The sequence below is a fragment of the Noviherbaspirillum denitrificans genome (assembly GCF_002211445.1).
GTDB classification, from domain to species: Bacteria; Pseudomonadota; Gammaproteobacteria; order Burkholderiales; family Burkholderiaceae_D; genus Noviherbaspirillum; species Noviherbaspirillum denitrificans.
Genome location: NZ_LSTO01000001.1, coordinates 4,345,606 through 4,364,629, shown reverse-complemented (window position 1 = coordinate 4,364,629; position 19,024 = coordinate 4,345,606). Strand labels below are relative to the sequence as shown.

Genomic DNA, 19,024 nt, shown 5'->3' with positions numbered 1-19,024 from the left:
GCATCGCCGGGGTCGACACCCGCTGCATGCGCGCCATCGTGTATCAGCCACAAGTAATTGTCCTGGAACGCCGGAACCGCCAACACTTTCAACATACGATGGAACGTCCTTCCGCAGAAAAGTCCATTATAGCCCTCGGCCCTTGGCTCGATACGCCGGCCGGAAGCTATGTACGTGCCTGGCAGCAGGCGCGGCTGGACATGCTTACGGCGGATATCTTCGGCTTCAATGCCATGCAAATCGGCTTGCCGCAAGTGAATGCGCTGCAGGCCAACCGCATGCCGAACAAATGGCTGACGGACACGTACGTGCCTCTCGACAATGGAGAGGGCGGGCGGACGCCGATTGTCGTCGTGCACGATTTTGCCGAACTGCCGTTCGCTTCGCAGAGCCTCGACCTCGTTGTCCTGCCGCACGTGCTCGAATTTGCGGCAGAACCGCACCAGGTATTGCGCGAAGCCGAGCGCGTGCTGCGCCCCGAGGGGCAACTCATCATTGTCGGATTCAATCCTGCCAGCCTGTGGGGGTTGCGCCAGCTTGCCGGTCGCCTGACAGGCGCGCATTTCCTGCCGCCGGAAGGGGAGTTCATCGGCGTTCCCCGCCTGAAGGACTGGCTCAAGCTGCTCAACATGGAAGTCAGCCGCGGCCACTTCGGCTGCTACGCACCGCCTTGCGTCACCGAAAAGTGGCTCACCCGCTTCGCCTTCATGGAAGGCGCCGGCAACCGCTGGTGGCCCTACCTCGGTGCCATCTACATCGTCCACGCGATCAAGCGCGTGCGCGGCATGCGCCTGATCGGCCCGGTATGGGCGAAGAAAACGGCTGCCGCTCCACAAGGCGTTCCCGCCACCAACCGCATACAGAAACACGAGCACCAATAAGCATGGAAAAAGTAGAAATATTTACCGACGGGGCATGCAAGGGAAATCCTGGCCGCGGCGGATGGGGAGCATTGCTCATTGCCGGCACGCACAAGAAAGAGTTGTACGGCGGCGAACCAAACACCACCAACAACCGTATGGAATTGCGCGCCGTGATCGAAGCGCTCACCGCACTGAAACGGCCGTGCGAAGTCATTGTCCATACTGATAGCCAGTATGTGCAAAAGGGCATCAGCGAATGGATCCACGGGTGGAAGGCGCGCGGCTGGAAAACAGCGGCGAAGGAGCCGGTAAAGAACGCCGACCTGTGGCAGGCGCTCGATGCCGCGCAGGCGCGTCACAAGATCGAATGGCGATGGGTGAAGGGGCATGCAGGGCACGACGGCAACGAGCGTGCCGACGCGCTTGCCAATCTCGGCGTAGGCTCTGTGTCTTGACGGCAACGATATGCTACATTCGTTTGTTGGTAACACTTGTTGCCATTGAACATCAAATCCTTCGAACAAACCCATGAACTCCCGGAGATTTCTCTATCCCGCCATCGCCGCCGTCGGCATTTCTGCACTTGGCGCCTATGCATATTATGCTCAGCGCCAGTCGCAGGGACCGACCGAACAGACATTGGCGCAGCAACAGGGGGGCGCGAAGTCGGGTGGGACGAGCTCGGGGCCGGTATCCGTCGACGTCACGCAGGTGGCGACGACCAACCTCATCGATGACATCAATGCAGTAGGATCGATTCGCTCCAACGAGTCGGTGGTCATCCGTCCGGAAGTATCGGGCCGCATTGCCAAGCTCAATTTCAACGACGGCCAGCAGGTCAAGAAGGGCCAGTTGCTGATCGGCTTCGACGCCACGGTCAACCAGGCTGAAGTGCAGCAGGCCAAGGCGGAACTGGGCATTGCCCGCGCAAACTACGACCGTACCGTGGACCTTGCCAAGCAGAAGTTCATTTCGGAGCGCGCGCGCGACGAGTCGCAGGCCAATGTGCAAGTGCTGGAAGCAAAGCTCGCGCTTGCCGAAGCGCGCCTGTCCAAGCTGGAAATCCGTGCGCCGTTCTCCGGCATCGTCGGCATCCGCAACGTCAGCGTCGGCGATTATGTGAAGGACGGCACCGACCTCGTCAACCTGGAAGACATTTCGAGCGTGAAGGTCGACTTCCGTGTGCCCGAGCGTTTCATGGACCTGGTCCATAAGGGGCAGGGCATCGAGGTATTGGTGGATGCGCTGCCAGGCAAACCTTTCCACGCCCGCGTCGATGCCATCGATCCGCAGGTCGACAGCTCGGGCCGGTCCGCCTTGCTGCGCGGCCGCATCAGCAATCCCGAGGGCAAGCTCAAGCCCGGCATGTTCGCGCGCGTCCGCCTGATCCTGGCCGAGCGCGAAAACGCGATGATCGTCCCCGAGGAGTCCATTGTCCCGCAGGGCAGCAAGGTCACCGTCTGGAAGGTCGTCGACGGCAAGGCACAGCGTACCGAGGTCAAGACCGGCTTGCGCCGCGCTGCCAAAGTCGAGATCGTGCAAGGGTTGCAACCCGGCGATATCGTCGTCACTGCAGGCCAGATCCGCCTGTCCAAGGACGGTACACCCGTGCGCATCGCGCAGATGTCGGGGCCGGACGGCAAGCCCGTTACCGTCTCGACGGCGCCTGCCCCGAAGAGTTAAGCGGAGCACATCATGGTCTTGTCTGACGTCTGTATCCGCCGTCCCGTGTTCGCGACGGTGATGTCGCTCATCATCCTGCTGGTCGGCCTTGTGTGCTACAAGCGGCTGGCGGTGCGCGAGTATCCGAAGATCGATGAGCCAGTGGTGACGGTGGAAACGCGCTATCCCGGCGCAAGTTCGGAAATCGTCGAATCGCAGGTCACCAAACCAATGGAAGACTCGATCGCCGGCATTGACGGTATCGATGTGCTGACCTCGATCTCGCGCGCGGAGCAGAGCCAGATCACGGTCCGCTTCCGTCTCGAAAAGGACCCCGACTCCGGCGCCAACGACGTGCGCGACCGCGTTTCGCGCGTGCGTTCCAAGCTGCCGCAAACCATCGAAGAACCGGTAATTGCCAAGGTCGAGGCCGATGCCAGTCCGATCATCTGGCTTTCGTTCTCGAGCGACAACATGTCGGCGCTCGATCTCACTGATATCGCCAATCGCATCGTCAAGCCTCGCCTGCAACTGCTGCCCGGCGCGGCCGACGTGCGCATCAGCGGCGAGCGCAAGTACGCCATGCGTATCTGGCTTAACCGCGACAAGCTGGCAGCTTATCGCCTGACCCCGGCAGATGTCGAAGACGCGTTGCGGCGCCAGAACGTCGAAGTCCCTGCCGGCCGCATCGAATCCCGCCAGCGCGAATTTTCCGTTGTGTCGCAGACCGACCTGACGACGCCGGCGGAGTTCGAGGATATCGTCGTGCGTACCGTCAACGGCTACGCGGTGCGCATCAAGGACGTTGCTTCCGTAGAAATCGGTCCTGCGGCCGAGCGCACCTCCGTACGCTTCAATGGCCAGAATGCAGTCTCGCTCGGCGTCATCCGCCAAGCGACGGCCAATCCGCTGGAACTGGCAACCTACGTGAAAGCCGAGGTGCCGAAGCTGAACGAGGAACTGGCAGCGCAGGGCGTGAAGATTTCGATATCAGTGGACAACACCTTGTTTATCGAGCGCTCGATCAAATCCGTCTACTCGACCATCGGCGAAGCCATCGTGCTGGTGGCGCTGGTGATCTTCGTGTTCCTGCGTTCGCTGCGCGCGTCGATCATTCCATTGGTCACCATTCCAGTGTCGCTAATCGGTTCCTTCGCGCTGATGTCGATCGCCGGCTTCACCATCAACACGCTGACGCTGCTGGCACTGGTGCTTGCCATCGGCCTCGTGGTGGACGATGCGATCGTGGTGCTGGAAAACATCTACCGCCATATCGAGGACGGCATGAAACCCTTCGAGGCAGCACTGAAGGGTGCCAAGGAAATCGGCTTCGCCGTCATTGCGATGACGCTGACATTGGCTGCAGTGTATGCGCCCGTCGCCTTCACGCCGGGACGGACCGGGCGGCTGTTCGTGGAATTCGCGCTCACGCTGGCCGGCGCCGTGATCGTATCCGGCTTCGTCGCGCTCACCCTGTCGCCGATGATGTGCTCCATCATGCTCAAGCACCAGGAGAAGCACGGCGTCGTGTACCGCGTGATCGAGAACGCACTCAATGCCATTACAAGCGGTTATCGCCGCCTGCTCACGGCGACACTGTCCGCGCGCTGGCTGGTGATTGTTGTCTATGTGGTCGTCATCGGCGCGTTGGTGTGGCTAGCAACTGGAATGAAGAAAGAACTGGCGCCGGTGGAAGATCGCGGCACGATCTTTACCTCGCTGACCGGCCCCGATGGCGCATCGCTCCAGTACACGGAGAAATACGCCCGCCGCTTGGAGCAGATTGCCGCCGATGCCAAGGAAATCGACCGTGTCTTCATCGTGTCCGGCAATCCGACGGTTGAACGCGGCGTCGCATTCTTCCGCACGGTCGACTGGAGCGAGCGTAGCCGCAGCACGCTCGACATCATCAAGGAAATGCAGCCCAAGATGGCCGCCGTGCCAGGCGTTCTTGCCTTTCCGAATGCGCCGCCTTCACTCGGCCAGTCGATTCGTGAACGCCCGGTCAACCTGGTCGTTCTGACTAACGCCCCGTACCAGGAACTGCAAAACGTCGTGCAGCAGATCGTTGCCGAAGCCAGCAAGAATCCGGGCCTGGCCAATATCGACACCGACTTGCGCCTGAACAAGCCGCAAGTCAACGTCGAGGTCGACCGCGACAAGGCAGCCGATGCCGGCGTGCAGATCGAGACCGTCGGACGGACACTGGAAACCATGCTCGGCGGCCGCAATGTCACGCGCTTCAAGAAGGGCGGCGACCAGTACGACGTGGTTGTGCAGATCCGCAACGGCGAGCGCGATGCGCCTGACGACATCAACAGCATCTTCGTCCGCGCCGTCGGCAAGAATGGCGCAGCCGACCAGATGCTGCCCCTGTCCAGCCTGCTCAAGGTCCGCGAAACCGTGGCACCGCGCGAGCTGAACCACTTCGGCCAGCGCCGTGCAGCCGTCATCACCGCCAATCTCGCCAACGGCTACACGCAGGGCGAGGCAATCGAGTTCATGGAAGAAACGGCCAAGGGCATCCTCAAGCCGGGGTACGCCACCGACCTGTCGGGCTCCTCGCGCGAGTACCGGGCATCGAGCGGCAGCCTGGCGCTGACGTTCATCCTCGCGCTCGCCTTCATCTACCTCGTGCTGGCCGCGCAGTTTGAAAGCTTTATCGATCCCTTCATCATCATGCTGACCGTGCCCCTGTCGATGGCGGGTGCGCTGGCGGCGCTGAAATGGAGCGGCGGCACGCTCAACGTGTACAGCCAGATTGGCTTGATCACGCTGGTCGGCCTGATCACGAAGCACGGCATCTTGATCGTCGAGTTCACCAACCAGTTGCGCGAGGAGGGCAAGGCTATACGCGAGGCGGTCGTCGAAGCCGCCATCCTGCGCCTGCGACCGATCCTGATGACCACCGGAGCCATGGTCCTTGGCGCGGTGCCGCTCGCGCTGGCCAAGGGGGCAGGGGCCGAATCGCGCATGCAGATCGGCTGGGTCATCGTCGGCGGCATGACGCTTGGTACAATCCTGACCTTGTTCGTCGTCCCGACTTTCTATACCTTCCTCGCCCGCAAGAAGGAGCATGCGCCGCACGCCATGCCCACCGGCCATACACCTGCAACCGTACACCAAGCATGAGACAGATCGTCCTCGATACCGAAACCACCGGCCTGAACCCGCGTTCCGGCGACCGCATTATTGAAGTCGGTTGTGTGGAGATCGTGAACCGCCGGCTGACCGGCAACAATTTTCACAGCTACATCAACCCGGAGCGCGATTCGGAAGAGGGCGCGCTCGCGGTCCACGGCCTGACCACCGAATTCCTGAGTGACAAGCCCAAGTTCGCGGAAATCGCGAACGAGTTGCGGGACTATGTGCGCGACGCCGAGATCATCATCCACAACGCGCCTTTCGACCTTGCGTTCCTCGACGCCGAATTCGAGCGCCTGGGTTTCCCGCGTTTCGCCGAGCATGTCGCCTTCATTACCGACACGCTGGTGCAGGCGAAGGAAATGCACCCCGGCAAACGCAATTCATTGGACTCGCTGTGCGACCGTTACGGCATCTCCAACGCCCACCGTGCATTGCACGGCGCGCTGCTGGACGCCGAACTCCTGGCCGAAGTCTACCTCGCGATGACGCGCGGCCAGAACAGCCTCACCATTGATCTCGCCGCACCGGAAGAGAACGTCACGCAGGAGCAGGTGGTCGAGGTGGTGTCGCTGGCCGACATGGTCATCCTGCAGGCCACCAGCGAAGAACTCACCGAACACGAGGCCTTGCTCGACCGGCTGGACAAGGAAGTAAAGGGAAAATGTCTCTGGCGCGTGGAGCCGCAAACAGCAACGAATTGATTCTGCGCGCAGTTTGTACTATAATGCGCAGCTTCCCGGACAGTTAGCTCAGGGGTAGAGCACCGCCTTCACACGGCGGGGGTCACTGGTTCAATCCCAGTACTGTCCACCAGAATACTCACCATTATCAGCTGTTCAGACTCATTCGATCGGGTCACAGTTGGGTCAAGATAGCCTGCCTTGAGCAGGCTTTTTTATTGTACCTAAACTGTAACTTCCTGCCTCGCAGGCGCTGCGGCAGAATCTCCCCTGCAGTGCGACTCACCATTGATCATCCGGTACGCTGTTTCCTTGTATTCATTGGCTATCCTGGCTAGTTGTATCTTGGCCTGCTCCGAGGCCTCCAGTGCCTGTGCATGGTGATCATTTTGAATGCCATGCCCCTTTTGTAGTCACCTTCAGATGTGCGTGGATGCCGTGATGCGAGTGGCTCAAAGCCGCGGGGCTGAAGGCGGCTTGGTCCACAAGGGGGCGGGGCGCCTTTACACGCTTTACTTGCGGGCATCCTGAATAATGACGTTCGGGGCAGATCGATAATCTGGGCGCTGCAGTTCTCTATCGCCCTGTGCCAGACAGCGCAAGGTTACAGATGCACTGCCTGCCCCAGCTGCATTCGCCAGTGAGGACTGGGTATTCGTCACCATGATCTCCTTGACCTGCTCTGCGCAGAGCTTGTCGGCCTCAGCCACGGCCCGTGCTTCCGCCCCGGCAGTTCCTCCGCGCACGGGAGAGGCAGATGCGCTGGTCATCTATGTATCCGGCCCTATCTTTTGCACCCCATGAGACATGGCGCAACCAGTGAGGACAACAGCGATGAGTGCAATACGCTTCATGGTGATCTCCCTTGTTGATAGAATCCATATCTTGTTACCACTTGTCACCGTTAATAACTATGAAAGACAACTCCAGCCTCATCAAACGGCTTCAGGCTGCTGTGGAAGACCCGAGGTGGGATGGGCGCGCGGAGATCAGCAAGGAGACGCTGCGGGAGGCTATTGCAGCGATGCGCGAGATGGCCTTGAGCAAGCAGGAATGGGAGGCTGAATACCGTGAGCACCACCTGGATGCACTGGACAAAGCGCTGGAAGACGGAATTGAAACAGGTTTAATGCTGGGGAAGCAGAAGAAAAACAGGTTTAATGCTGGGGAAGCAGAGGAAAGATTGATGAAACAGATACTGGTATTCGCCACCACGATCAACGGCCACCACATCAAGGGATCATCGCAGCACGCGATGTCAAAGTATGGGGCCATGTTCGGCTGCGGGGAGGGGTTGACGGGCCAAGCCTATGCCATCCCGATGTATGACGAAAAGAACCGCCCACGGCCCATGGCAGACGTTACTGAGTCCATCGTCACTTTCCTGCGCTTTGCAGCTGCACGCCCTGCCACCGTCTTCCGCCTCACCCCGCTTGGTTGTGAGGATGGGGCATTCCTGCCTGAACAGATCGCCCCCTTGTTCGCCAATGCACCGAAGAATTGTGACCTCCCCTACACCTTTCTGGCGGCATTGCAAGGCCATGGCAACCTTGACCCGATGGCCCAGACCAACAAGCACCTGCGCAATATCACGGACATGGTGCGGGAGTTCATCAGTGAGGCCGGGGTGGCATCGGCTGGACTGGATGACGAGTCTGAGGCCCTGTGCCTCATGATGATGTCCTGCATGGACCTCCTGCGGCAGAAGGAAGGGGATGACTTCGTGGCTGGCTGGATGCTGCGTGCACTGCGGGACATCCATGAGGGTGCGCCAGTTATCATCAACCCGGCTGAGTTGCAGCAAGCCTGAACATTGTTTGCAATCTGTAGCTTGTATGGCAGGAGCTGAGTCATCGACTTCGCATTTTCAGCCTTTTCAGCGATGTCCAGCATGTCTTCCACGTGATGAAAGTGGAACGTTTCGGGACTTCCCGTTCTTGGTCATTGCCAATCGGGCGGTGCGCCTGTCCAGGTTGATATCAGTTCATATAAGTCCAAGTAGTTCACTGCGCCGCATGGCAGTCTCAAGGGCGAACTCCACAAGCGGCTTCATCCACGGATTCTGTGCACCAGTGAATCTGCCATCAGCAGCGCGCGGTGCTGCCGCCAGTGCTGCCAGTAATCTGGCTTCTTCACACGGGTGTGAAAGGTATTCTCGATTGGCGGGTGGCCATGACGCCGGACACGAGCCTGCCATTTACCATTGCAAGCCGCCATTTCAGAGGCCGGCACCGATTTCCTTCTGTTCTGCGAGTATTTCCTTCAAGTCCTCTTGCGTGGTCAGCATATTGGTCAGGACAACGCGCAGGACCGTTGTCTGGCCGGGATAAGGGGTGGACTCAAGCAGGGTCCTGGAAACGAAGCTCAGGCCGCGGCGTTTCTGTTCGTCCTGGAGGGCGGTGTTCAACCTGTTCAGTGTTTCATTGCAGCGTACGGCATTTTCCCTGTCCCCTGTGCGAACACTGTCCTTGAGCCGCGCCTGAAGTTCACGCGGTGCATAGCGATAGGTCAGGATGAACGTGTCCGAGCAGGTGATCAACTCGAAGTCGGGGTCGTCCATCACCAATTCGCGCATGTTCGCTGCCAGCGCCTGGCAGCGGTCAAGCAGCGCTTCATAGCCCTTCAGGCCGAACAGCTTGAACGAGAACCAGAGCTTGAGCGCATCGAAACGGCGCGAACCTTCTAGAGATGTGCGGCCGAGGTCGCCCGAGCTCTTGCGGATGATGTAGTTCGCCGTATGCAGCAGGTGGTTCAGGCTCTTGTCGCTCTTGAACAGCACCATTCCCTGCGCCATCGTCACCCAGAACAGCTTGTGGCCGTCGATGACGACCGAGTCCGCCATCTCGACGCCGTGGAACATGTCGCGGTATTTTTCCGCCAGCAGCAGCGCGCCGCCCCATGCGGCGTCGACGTGGAACCAGATGTCTTCGCGTTGCGCGATACGACCGAGTTCTTCCAGCGGATCGATGCTGCCGGTCTCGGTCGTGCCGGCAACGCCGATCAGCGCGAGGATCTTCACCTTTCGCTGTTTCAGCTCGGCGATCCTCTCTTCCAGCACGTCGAGACGGATGCGGTTGTTTTCGTCAGTTGGGATGACGCACAGCGCATCTTCGCCCAGGCCGAGCGTGGCCAGCGACTTCTTGACGGAGTAGTGCACGCGCGCCGAGGCGATCACGGCGAAGCCGGTGTAATCCTTTTCTCGCAGGAGTGTGAGGAAGCCCTTTTTGCGCAGGCCGGGCATCTGGCTTTCGAGGGCCACGGACAAGGCGGTGAGATTGCCCATGGTGCCGCCGTTGACCATGTTGCCAAGTGTCGATTCGTTCGATTCGAAGCTGTCGCGGTAGAACGCATCGTCGAAGCGGTAGATCTGCCTGTGCATCCAGCCGAGCACCTGTTTTTCAATCAGGGTGGAACTGTATGCTGTCTCGATCTTGACCTGGTTCTGGTTGAGCGTGGCGATAAAGGATTCCACCAACACCGATACCCAAGGCAAGGCCTGGGTCATGTGGCCGATGTATTTCGGGTGATTGACCGGGACGGAATGGGCGAAGACCTGCTGCTGGAGTGCGTCGAGCACGGCCGGAAATGCGCTTCCATCCTGCGGCATTGCGGGCGTGTTGAATGCCTTTTTGAGGCTTTCGAAGTCGTCGGGGGGATAGGCGTGGCGCTTGTCAACGAAGAGCCACTCGCGGATGAGCTGCAACGCCTGCTGCAGTGACGCTGCATTTTCGTCGAGGTCCTGCGCCGAAAAGTATGTTTTCAGAAGCTCTTCCATCTTGGTTCCAAGCCTTCGCGCGATCAGTGGGCGCAGCGGCGCGATTATACAGGGCGCGCTTAACCGGCGCAGAAGGCCGGCGGTATGGAATCAGTGAAGAAAGCGATCAGGCCGGGCGCGGAGATGCGCCCGGAAGGCGGGCGAAGGGGGAGGCTTAGAACAGGCTCTTGATCGCCCAGTAGATGATGGCGACGCTGATGGCGGACGATGTCAGGATGCACGCGGCTGCCTGCAGCTTGTTGACGTTGAATTCGGCTTTTGCGGTACGAACTGCGGCGCGTTGGTGTGCGTTTCTCATGTCTGCCTCGTAGTGAATTTGCGCAATTCCGAAATTGCTGAGATTCATTCTATCGAAGAGATGACTGGAATCAATAGTCTATCCGGCAACTTCCGCGAATTTTGTGCGATGAGCAGAGCGGGTTGCCCACATTTCCTGTGGTAAATTCTGTGGAAAAGTAGATCGGAAGAGGGGTAATGCCTTGATTCTTAATGATTTTCCGGTGCTGATGAAAATCAAGGCACAACAAACTGAAGGCACAAAAAAGAAGGCCCGCAGTCCTTTCGGTTTGCGGGCCAAATCCAATTCAAGAAGAGTTGGAGGAGACAGGATCACTATAGTCGGCCATCTCCTTTCCGTCTGCTTTATTGTTGCAATAACAGTTATGTTGAAAATTTATATCTTCAATAGCAGCGTTATTTCCGTCCGCCCTTTTGGAAACCTGAAGGACTTTTCCTCGGTGCTTTTCCCCGGTTGACGGGTGTCGGCTTTACCGGCGTACGTTTGGCGGGTGCGGCGGGAGCGGCGCCGGCAGGCTGGAAGCGCGGCACTAGGTGGCGGTCGCTGTTGCCGATCAGGTCGGAGCGGCCCATGCGCTGCAACGCTTCACGCAGGATGGGCCAGTTCTCGGGGTCGTGGTAGCGCAGGAACGCCTTGTGAAGGCGGCGGACCTTGCCGGTGCGCGGTGTTTCGACGACTTCGGAATCGGCGGATACCTTGTGCAACGGATTGCGGCGCCCGTGATACATAGCGGTGGCCATCGCCATTGGCGTGGGCATGAAGTTTTGTACCTGGTCAAGCTGGAAGTTGTTCTGCTTGAGCCACATCGCGAGGTTGAGCATGTCCTCATCTGTCGTGCCCGGATGCGCGGCGATGAAGTAGGGGATGAGGTACTGTTCCTTGCCCGCCTCGCGCGAGAAGCGCTCGAACATTTCCTTGAACTTGTAGTACGCGCCCATGCCCGGCTTCATCATCTTCGACAGCGGGCCTTCCTCGGAATGTTCGGGCGCGATCTTCAGCAAGCCGCCGACGTGGTGCGTGACCAGTTCTTTTACATACTCAGGCGAGCGTACGGCGAGGTCGTAGCGCAGGCCGGAGCCGATCATGATCTTTTTCACGCCAGGGATGGCGCGCGCCTTGCGATAGAGCTGGACCAGCTTGCTGTGGTCAGTGTTCAGGTTGACGCAGATGCTCGGATACACGCAGGACAGGCGACGGCAGGTTTCCTCGATCTTCTTGTCCTTGCAAGCCAGGCGGTACATGTTCGCCGTCGGTCCACCGAGGTCGGAGATGGTGCCGGTGAAGCCCTTGGTTTTGTCGCGGATGTGTTCGATCTCGCGCAGGATGGACGGTTCTGAGCGGCTCTGGATGATGCGGCCTTCGTGCTCTGTGATCGAGCAGAAGGTGCAGCCGCCGAAGCAGCCGCGCATGATGTTGACCGAGAAGCGGATCATCTCCCATGCGGGGATGCGCGCCCTGCCGTAGCGAGGATGCGGGCCGCGCGCATAGGGCAGGTCGTACACGCCGTCCATCTCGTCCATTGCCAACGGCAGCGGCGGCGGGTTCAGCCAGACGTCGCGTTCACCGTGCGCCTGCACAAGCGCGCGCGCGTTGCCGGGATTGGATTCGAGGTGCAGGATGCGTGAGGTATGCGCATACAGCACCGGGTCGTCCTTCACGTCTTCATAGGCGGGAATGCGGACGACGGTCTTGTTGCGCTGTTCCTTCATTGCCGCGAGGCGTTCTTCACGCGACAGGATGAGGACCGGCTGTTCCTTCGGCTTTTCGTCGGTGGCGCAGCTGGCGGCCTCCTTGTCCTTCATCGCGTAGGGATCGGCATGCGGTTCGATACGGCCGGGCGTGTCGTAGCGCGTGGAGTCTGCCTCGCTCCAGTCCTCGGCCGGCTTCCAGCCGCGCTTGACCATGAACGCGGTGCCGCGCAGGTCGCGGATCGATTCAATCGGTTCGCCGGCAGCGAGGCGATGCGTCAGCGCGACCAGCGCGCGTTCCGCATTGCCGAACAGGAGAATGTCTGCCTTGGAATCCGGCAGCACGGAACGGCGCACCTTGTCGGACCAGTAGTCGTAGTGCGCTATACGGCGCAGACTGGCTTCGATACTGCCGATGATGATGTTGGCATCCGGGTAGGCTTCGCGTGCGCGCTGCGCGTAGACGGTGACTGCACGGTCGGGGCGTTTGTCCGGTTCGCCGTTGGGTGTGTACGCGTCTTCCGAGCGGATCTTCCGTTCCGATGTGTACCGGTTGATCATCGAATCCATGTTGCCGGCGGTGATGCCGTAATACAGGTTCGGCTTGCCGAGTGCGCGGAACGGCTCCGCCGACTGCCAGTCCGGCTGGCTGATGATGCCGACGCGGAATCCCTGCTTCTCCAGTAGCCGGCCCACCAGCGCCATGCCGAAACTCGGATGGTCGATATAGGCATCCCCGGTCACCAGGATGACGTCGCAGGTGTCCCAGCCAAGCGCATCCATCTCCGCGCGCGACATCGGGAGGTAGGGCGCCGGCGTCGTGTAATCGGGCCGGTAGCGCGGGTAGGAAAAGAGGTTCTTCGGGGTGCTCATGGTGGGCGGATTGTACAGGATCTGTCTTACATGCAAGGCTTGCCGAAACAGCAATGAAAGCGCAACAAAATTGGACTCTGCGCTGCGCCTGAAGTTGCGCCGGAACGTCCGGAACTAGGTTGTCTGATGGTTATCAAACGTTTCCCTTTGATTGAAGGGAAATCCAATGGAGGCATGACATGATGCAAGCAAACGAACTGCAGCAACGCCTGGACCACGTGGAGAGCACCGTCCATGAGGCAGCACAGCGCTGCCAATCGGCGCAGGCCGTCCCGATGGACATCAAGAACTGCATGCAGGAGCTGGACCAGCGGATCGGGCAGGCGCGCAACATGATGCAGTCGGCGCAGGACGAGCAGCAGATGCGCCAATGCGTCGATGACCTGGAACAGCTGGGCGATCGCGCGAAGGATGCGTGCGAACATTCGCAGGGCAATATCGATGACGAACTGAAGAACGCCATCATGCAGGCACACCGCGAACTGTCAGACTTGAAACACCAGCTTCACTAAGCAACTTGCGGAACGTAGGGTGCGCGGGGCGCACCCTACAATGTCCGGACTACTGCAAACCTCACTTGCCGGGCATGACGTCCGGCAGTACCACGTTCACATCCAGCACTTCCAGGTTGCCCTGGCGGTCGAGGGAAATCTTGATGTCGTCGGCATTCACCTTGGCATACTTCGAAATCACCGCGATCAGTTCCTTGTGCAGTGCCGGCAGGAAGTCCGGGCCGTCCCGGCCATTGCGCTCGCGCGCGATGATGACCTGGAGACGCTCCTTGGCTGCGCTTGCGCTTTTCGGTTTTGTATTGAACAGGAAGGAGAGCAACGCCATGTTTTACTTTCCTTTAAAAAGACGCTGGAACAGGCCCGGCTTTTCGTAGGCGGTAAAGCGCAGGGGGACTTCGTGGCCGAGGAAGCGTGCGACGACGTCCTGGTAGGCTTCCGACACATCGGAACCGGTCAGGTGGATCGCCGGGTTGCCCTGATTGGAGGCGTGCAGCACGGATTCCGATTCCGGAATGATGCCGATCAGCGGAATGCGCAGGATTTCCTGCACGTCGGTATAGGACAGCATCTCGCCCGCTTCGACGCGCTTGGGCACGTAGCGGGTGATCAGCAAGTGCTCCTTGACCGGTTCCTGGCCGTTCAGCGCGCGGCGCGACTTGGCCTGGATGATGCCGAGGATGCGGTCGGAGTCGCGCACCGAGGACACTTCCGGGTTGGTGACGACGATGGCTTCGTCGGCGAAGGTCAGGGCCATCACGGCGCCGTGCTCGATACCTGCCGGCGAGTCGCACACGATGTACTCGAAATCCATCTTGGCCAGGTCGTTGAGCACGCGCTCGACGCCGGCTTCGGTCAGTGCATCCTTGTCGCGGGTCTGGGAGGCAGGCAGCACGAACAGGTTGTCGCAGTGCTTGTCCTTGATGAGCGCCTGGTTCAGGGTCGCTTCATTGTTGATGACGTTGATGAGGTCGTACACCACGCGGCGCTCGCAGCCCATGATCAGGTCGAGGTTGCGCAGGCCGACGTCGAAGTCGATCACCACGGTCTTGTGCCCCCGCAGCGCCAGGCCGGAGGCGAAGCTGGCACTGGAGGTGGTTTTGCCGACGCCCCCTTTGCCGGACGTTACAACAATGATTTTGGCCACAAACAAACTCCTTATCAGATTTTAAAAACTAGACGCGAATGGACAGGACATCTATCCGGTCGCCTGCAAGACGGACCTGCGCCGGTTTTTTCGCCAGATCCTGGGGTAGGCCGCCCTCGAAAGTGCGGTAGGTGCCAGCGATGGAGACCAGCTCGGCTTCCATGCTCAGCGTGAAAATGCGTGCTTCGCTGTTGCCGCTCGCGCCGGCAAGGGCGCGGCCGCGCAGCGGTGCGTAGACGTGGATGCTGCCGTCGGCGATCAGCTCGGCGCCCGGGTTGACGATCGCGTTCACCACGAGGTCGGCGCCGCGCGCGTAGACGCGCTGGCCGGCACGGACCGGGGTGTCGATGATCATCGCAGCAGGGGCGGTAACTGGCGCCGCGGGAGCGGCAGGCGCGGGAGCCGGTGCCGGCGCGGGCTCGCGCACCACGGCTACCGGTGCTTCTTCCTCGGCCGGGCGGCGGGGCTGCACGAGCGTGTCGATGGACAGGCCGCTGGCGAGGATCGCTTCTTCCATTTCGGCCGGCGCTCCGCGCACGGCGACCGGGTTAAGGCTGTAGGACTTGAACAGCGAAATCAGCGCCGGCCACTCGATTGCCGTCGGCAGACCTTCGCAAGACGAAACGTCGAGGATCGCGAATTCATGGTCGAAGTAGTCGGGCATGCCGCCGGTCATCTGCTTCATCGCGGCGTCGAGCACGGACAGGTCGGACGTGTGGAGGATGGCGGAAACCGCGACGACTGTCGAAATCTTGATTTCTATCGGTTTGGACATAAAACGCTATGGGTGAATGCGACCGCTCTGTGAGCAAAAGGCCATGTTCCGCTTGCCAAATGAAACGGGCCGCATCGAAAGCGGCCCGAACATGAGGGGGAACCATTGACATCGTTACAGCGTATTGAACAATTGCTCACCGCTCGCTCTGTGCTTCACGCGTATTATACCCGTTGCCGTGGCGCTATCCTCCTGATTCTTCGCCCAAATCAAGCCATGTAGCCGAAAAAATGGCGTCAGAGCGCGGTCCGCAACGCAAACAGCTCGGGGAACAGGACCACCTCCAGCATTTTCTTGAGGTAGCTGGCCCCGGCCGTGCCGCCGGTCCCTGTCTTGAAGCCGATTATGCGCTCCACGGTCGTCACATGGCGGAAGCGCCAGAAGCGGAATGCCGTTTCCAGATCGACCAGCTTTTCCGCCAGTTCATAGAGCTCCCAGTGCTTTTCCGGGGATTTGTACACCTCGAGCCATGCGGCCTTCACCGACTCGTTCGCCACGGTCGGCAGCGTGCGGTCCGCCTCCAGCCGTTCCTTGTCGATGCTGAAACCCCGGCGCGCCATCACCATGATGGCTTCGTCATAGATCGATGGCGCGTGCAAGGCCTGGTCGAGATGCGCATGGGCCTCGGGCGACGAAGCATGGACTTGCAACAGCGCCGCGTTCTTGTTCCCGAGGATGAATTCCAGTTCACGGTACTGGTAGGATTGGAAGCCTGACGATTGCCCCAGCCAAGGGCGGATCGCGGTGTATTCCGGCGGCGTCATCGTTGCCAGCACATCCCAGGCGAGCACCAGCTGCTCCATGATGCGCGCCACGCGGGCAAGCATCTTGAAGGCGGGCTGCAGCTCGTCCTTTTGCATCTGCCGCAGCGCGGCGTGCAGTTCGTGCAGCATCAGCTTCATCCAGAGTTCGCTGGTCTGGTGCTGGACGATGAACAGCATTTCATCATGCGCCGGCGAGCGCGGATGCTGGGCTGACAGCACCTGGTCCAGCGCCAGGTAATCGCCGTAGCTCATGGCCTTGCTGAAGTCCATCTGCGCGCCATGCCATTCGGTGGTCTTTGTCGAATCCATGTCTTCCTCGCTCAGGTCACTGCGTCGCGCGCGGCGCTAACGTCGTATTTTTTTCCATCCAGGATATCGGCCAGGATGTCGACCGCGTCCCATACGTCGACGAAGCGCGTATAGAGCGGCGTGAAGCCGAAGCGCATGATTTCCGGCTCGCGGTAGTCACCGATGACGCCGCGCGCGATCAGTGCCTGCATCACCGCATAACCCTCCGGGTGCGCGAAGCTGACCTGGCTGCCGCGCACCGTGTGTTCGCGCGGGGTGGCGAGCGAGAGAGGATGGTCGGCGCAGCGCTGCTCGACGAGTCGGATGAACAGGTCGGTCAATGCCAGCGATTTCTTCCGGATTGCCGCCATGTTCGTTTGCGCAAACACGTCGAGCCCGCATTCGACCAGCGCCAGCGAGAGGACGGGCTGCGTCCCGCACAACGCGCGGCGGATGCCGTTCGCCGGCGCGAACTCCGGCTGCATCTTGAACGGCGCGGCATGGCTCCACCAGCCCGACAGGGGCTGCCTGAATGCTTGCTGGTGGCGTGGTGCGATCCAGGCGAAGGCTGGGGATCCAGGGCCGCCGTTCAAATACTTGTAGGTGCAGCCGACTGCAAAATCCGCGCCGTCACGGTTGAGGTCTACTGGCACCGCGCCGGCAGAGTGCGCCAGATCCCACAGTGCCAGCGCGCCCTGCGCATGCGTGTGCGCGGTTACCGCCCGCATGTCATGCATGTAGCCTGTGCGGTAGTTGACGTGGGTGAGCATGACGACGGCTGTTTCGCTATCCACGGCAGCCTGCAGTTCTTCCGGCGAATCGATCAGCTTCAGGCGGTAGCCGCGGTCGAGCCATTCGGTCAGGCCTTGTGCCATGTAGACGTCGGTCGGGAAGTTCGAGCGCTCGGTAACGATGGTTCGGCGTCCTGCCGTTTCAGGCTTTCCGGCCTGGATGTGCAGCGCGCCGGCGAGGACCTTGAACAGGTTGAGCGAGGTGGTATCCGTCACCGCGATCTCGCCCGGTCCGGCGCCAACCAGGGGCGCCAGCTTGTCGCCCAGGCGCAGCGGCAGGTCGAACCAGCCGGCCTTGTTCCAGCTGCGGATCAGATCGTCACCCCATTCCTGGGCGAGCACCTCGCGTACGCGTTCGAGTGATTTCTTCGGCCGCGCGCCGAGCGAATTTCCGTCGAGGTAGATCACCCCGTCGGGCAATGCGAACTGTTCGCGCAGGGCGGCCAGTTGATCCTGTGCGTCGAGTGCGGTGCAGTCGTTTTTCGTCAACATCATGCTTCTCCATCGGGCAGTGCGCGGAGGATGGCCCGCACAGGGCTGGCATCCATGCCGGCCAGTTTCAGGGGCAGGGCGATCAGCTCGTAGTCGCCGTCGGGAACGCCGTCAAGCACAATGCCTTCTAGGATCGCCATGCCGTGTTTGCGGACCGCGTGGTGCGCGTCCATGGTCTTCGATTCCTGCGGGTCGAGCGACGGCGTGTCGATGCCGATCAGCCGTACGCCACGTTCGGCGAGCAGCGCGACCGTGCTCGCGGCTACGCTCGCGAAGGCACTGTCCCAGCGGTCCACCGGGGCAGTGGCATAGGTCCGCAGCAGGACCCGTTGCGGAACGCCGTCCAGCGCCTTCTCCACTTGCTCGGGCTCCACGCGTCGCACACCGACGCAGTCAATGATGCGGCAGCGGCCAAGGTAGGCGTCCAGTGGAACCGCGTCGATTGCCATGCCCGCCGGGTCGTAGTGCGAAGGCGCGTCGCAGTGCGCGCCGGTATGCGTGGACATGGTGAGGCGGCTAACCCTTACCGGGCAGCCGTCGCCGATTTCCCAGGTCGCGGCCGCACTGTAGGACGTGTCTCCGGGCCACACCGGCGTTGCTGCCGAGACAGGAGGGGTGATGTCCCAGATCTGCAGGTCTTTTGTCATCGCGTCGTTGTTTCAGATAGTTACTGTTGCAATCAGTTTAAGGCGAACTTGATGGCGATTTGTTGCAAAATGAAACGTAAAATTCTTGATAATTAGAACAAATTGCGAACCGGCTTCTTATTTTTGACGGAAAATTCGAATGCATCTCGACCATACCGATCTCAAGATACTGACCCTGCTCCAGGAAGACGGCAGGATGAGCAACCAGGAGCTCGCCGAGCGCGTTTTCCTGTCGCCATCGTCCTGCCTGCGGCGGGTGCGCCTGCTGGAGGAAAATGGCATCATCGCGCGCTACAGCGCGGTGCTCGACACGACCGCGCTCGGGCTCGAAGTGGATGCCTTCGTGCAGGTGACCATGCGGCGCGATGTGGAGCGCTGGCACGAAAACTTCTCGACCGCCCTGCGCTCGTGGCCGGAAGTGGTCGGTTCCTACATCATTACCGGCGAAGCAAACTACCTGTTGCGCATACGCGCGCGCAGCCTCAAGCATTTCTCCGCCTTCATTCTCGAAAAGCTGTACAAGACCGACGGCGTGCTCGACATCCGCTCGAACATCGTCCTGCAGACCATCAAGGACACCCATGCCATCGCGGCCGAGCTGATGTCGGACCGGCCCGGTTGACCC

Annotated in this window: 18 protein-coding genes, 1 tRNA gene and 1 pseudogene; 9 read left to right on the top strand and 11 right to left on the bottom strand. The window is 60.5% G+C overall.

From position 1 onward, the window contains the following. Positions 1 to 95 (bottom strand): annotated as a pseudogene (locus tag AYR66_RS30610) (hydroxyacylglutathione hydrolase); the annotation flags it as partial. 3 nt (positions 96 to 98) lie between these two features. On the opposite strand from AYR66_RS30610, the gene AYR66_RS21175 reads away from it, so the two are divergent. From AYR66_RS21175 to AYR66_RS21150, 6 genes are all read left to right on the top strand, one after another. Next, positions 99 to 881 (top strand): class I SAM-dependent methyltransferase, encoded by a 783-nt coding sequence (locus AYR66_RS21175; RefSeq protein ID WP_088709153.1) that lies wholly within the window; start codon positions 99 to 101, stop codon positions 879 to 881. Between the two features lie 2 nt (positions 882 to 883). After that, the gene (gene rnhA, locus AYR66_RS21170; RefSeq protein ID WP_088709152.1) at positions 884 to 1,318 is read left to right on the top strand and encodes a ribonuclease HI; all 435 of its coding nucleotides are present in this window, start codon (positions 884 to 886) and stop codon (positions 1,316 to 1,318) included. Positions 1,319 to 1,391: 73 nt separating this feature from the next. Further along, on the top strand, positions 1,392 to 2,546 hold the full coding sequence (locus AYR66_RS21165) for an efflux RND transporter periplasmic adaptor subunit (protein WP_088709151.1): 1,155 nt from the start codon (positions 1,392 to 1,394) through the stop codon (positions 2,544 to 2,546). Between the two features lie 12 nt (positions 2,547 to 2,558). Beyond that, complete coding sequence (locus AYR66_RS21160; protein WP_088709150.1) at positions 2,559 to 5,657, top strand: efflux RND transporter permease subunit; 3,099 nt, start codon at positions 2,559 to 2,561, stop codon at positions 5,655 to 5,657. Further along, positions 5,654 to 6,373: a DNA polymerase III subunit epsilon gene (gene dnaQ / locus AYR66_RS21155; protein ID WP_088709149.1), complete on the top strand. Its 720-nt coding sequence runs from the start codon at positions 5,654 to 5,656 to the stop codon at positions 6,371 to 6,373. The genes AYR66_RS21160 and dnaQ overlap by 4 nt, the downstream gene beginning before the upstream one ends. Positions 6,374 to 6,410: 37 nt before the next feature. Continuing rightward, positions 6,411 to 6,485: transfer RNA gene (locus AYR66_RS21150), tRNA-Val, on the top strand. A gap of 379 nt (positions 6,486 to 6,864) precedes the next feature. Here AYR66_RS21150 and AYR66_RS21145 read toward each other — a convergent pair. Continuing rightward, positions 6,865 to 7,122, bottom strand: coding sequence for a hypothetical protein (locus AYR66_RS21145; protein ID WP_088709148.1), 258 nt, complete (start codon positions 7,120 to 7,122; stop codon positions 6,865 to 6,867). Between the two features lie 143 nt (positions 7,123 to 7,265). On the opposite strand from AYR66_RS21145, the gene AYR66_RS21140 reads away from it, so the two are divergent. Further along, the gene (locus AYR66_RS21140; RefSeq protein ID WP_088709147.1) at positions 7,266 to 8,162 is read left to right on the top strand and encodes an A1S_2505 family phage non-structural protein; all 897 of its coding nucleotides are present in this window, start codon (positions 7,266 to 7,268) and stop codon (positions 8,160 to 8,162) included. Positions 8,163 to 8,570: 408 nt separating this feature from the next. Here AYR66_RS21140 and AYR66_RS21135 read toward each other — a convergent pair whose 3' ends face one another. From AYR66_RS21135 to AYR66_RS21125, 3 genes are all read right to left on the bottom strand, one after another. Further along, complete coding sequence (locus tag AYR66_RS21135; RefSeq protein WP_088709146.1) at positions 8,571 to 10,127, bottom strand: aminotransferase class V-fold PLP-dependent enzyme; 1,557 nt, start codon at positions 10,125 to 10,127, stop codon at positions 8,571 to 8,573. 154 nt (positions 10,128 to 10,281) lie between these two features. Then, entirely contained in the window at positions 10,282 to 10,425 is a 144-nt protein-coding gene (locus AYR66_RS29025) for a hypothetical protein (RefSeq protein ID WP_170942231.1), read from the bottom strand. Positions 10,426 to 10,820: 395 nt separating this feature from the next. Beyond that, a complete protein-coding gene (locus tag AYR66_RS21125; RefSeq protein ID WP_088709974.1) occupies positions 10,821 to 12,986 on the bottom strand; it encodes a YgiQ family radical SAM protein in 2,166 nt (721 codons plus the stop codon). 179 nt (positions 12,987 to 13,165) lie between these two features. On the opposite strand from AYR66_RS21125, the gene AYR66_RS21120 reads away from it, so the two are divergent. Further along, positions 13,166 to 13,498, top strand: a complete 333-nt coding sequence (locus AYR66_RS21120; RefSeq protein WP_088709144.1) for a hypothetical protein — start codon at positions 13,166 to 13,168, stop codon at positions 13,496 to 13,498. A gap of 61 nt (positions 13,499 to 13,559) precedes the next feature. Here AYR66_RS21120 and minE read toward each other — a convergent pair whose 3' ends face one another. The 6 genes from minE to kynB all read right to left on the bottom strand — a co-directional run bounded on the left by minE (position 13,560) and on the right by kynB (position 18,399). Further along, a complete protein-coding gene (gene minE / locus AYR66_RS21115; RefSeq protein WP_088709143.1) occupies positions 13,560 to 13,823 on the bottom strand; it encodes a cell division topological specificity factor MinE in 264 nt (87 codons plus the stop codon). A gap of 3 nt (positions 13,824 to 13,826) precedes the next feature. Beyond that, positions 13,827 to 14,642, bottom strand: a complete 816-nt coding sequence (gene minD / locus AYR66_RS21110) for a septum site-determining protein MinD (RefSeq protein ID WP_088709142.1) — start codon at positions 14,640 to 14,642, stop codon at positions 13,827 to 13,829. A 28-nt stretch (positions 14,643 to 14,670) separates the two neighbouring features. Continuing rightward, complete coding sequence (gene minC, locus AYR66_RS21105) at positions 14,671 to 15,417, bottom strand: septum site-determining protein MinC (protein ID WP_088709141.1); 747 nt, start codon at positions 15,415 to 15,417, stop codon at positions 14,671 to 14,673. A gap of 236 nt (positions 15,418 to 15,653) precedes the next feature. Then, positions 15,654 to 16,490 carry a tryptophan 2,3-dioxygenase gene (gene kynA / locus AYR66_RS21100; protein WP_088709140.1) on the bottom strand — a complete coding sequence of 279 codons (837 nt, stop codon included), beginning with the start codon at positions 16,488 to 16,490 and terminating at the stop codon, positions 15,654 to 15,656. Between the two features lie 11 nt (positions 16,491 to 16,501). After that, a complete protein-coding gene (kynU, locus tag AYR66_RS21095) occupies positions 16,502 to 17,752 on the bottom strand; it encodes a kynureninase (protein ID WP_088709139.1) in 1,251 nt (416 codons plus the stop codon). Then, a complete protein-coding gene (kynB, locus tag AYR66_RS21090; protein ID WP_088709138.1) occupies positions 17,752 to 18,399 on the bottom strand; it encodes an arylformamidase in 648 nt (215 codons plus the stop codon). The genes kynU and kynB overlap by 1 nt, the downstream gene beginning before the upstream one ends. A gap of 139 nt (positions 18,400 to 18,538) precedes the next feature. On the opposite strand from kynB, the gene AYR66_RS21085 reads away from it, so the two are divergent. Further along, positions 18,539 to 19,021, top strand: coding sequence for an Lrp/AsnC family transcriptional regulator (locus tag AYR66_RS21085; RefSeq protein ID WP_088709137.1), 483 nt, complete (start codon positions 18,539 to 18,541; stop codon positions 19,019 to 19,021). Positions 19,022 to 19,024 lie beyond the last annotated feature (3 nt).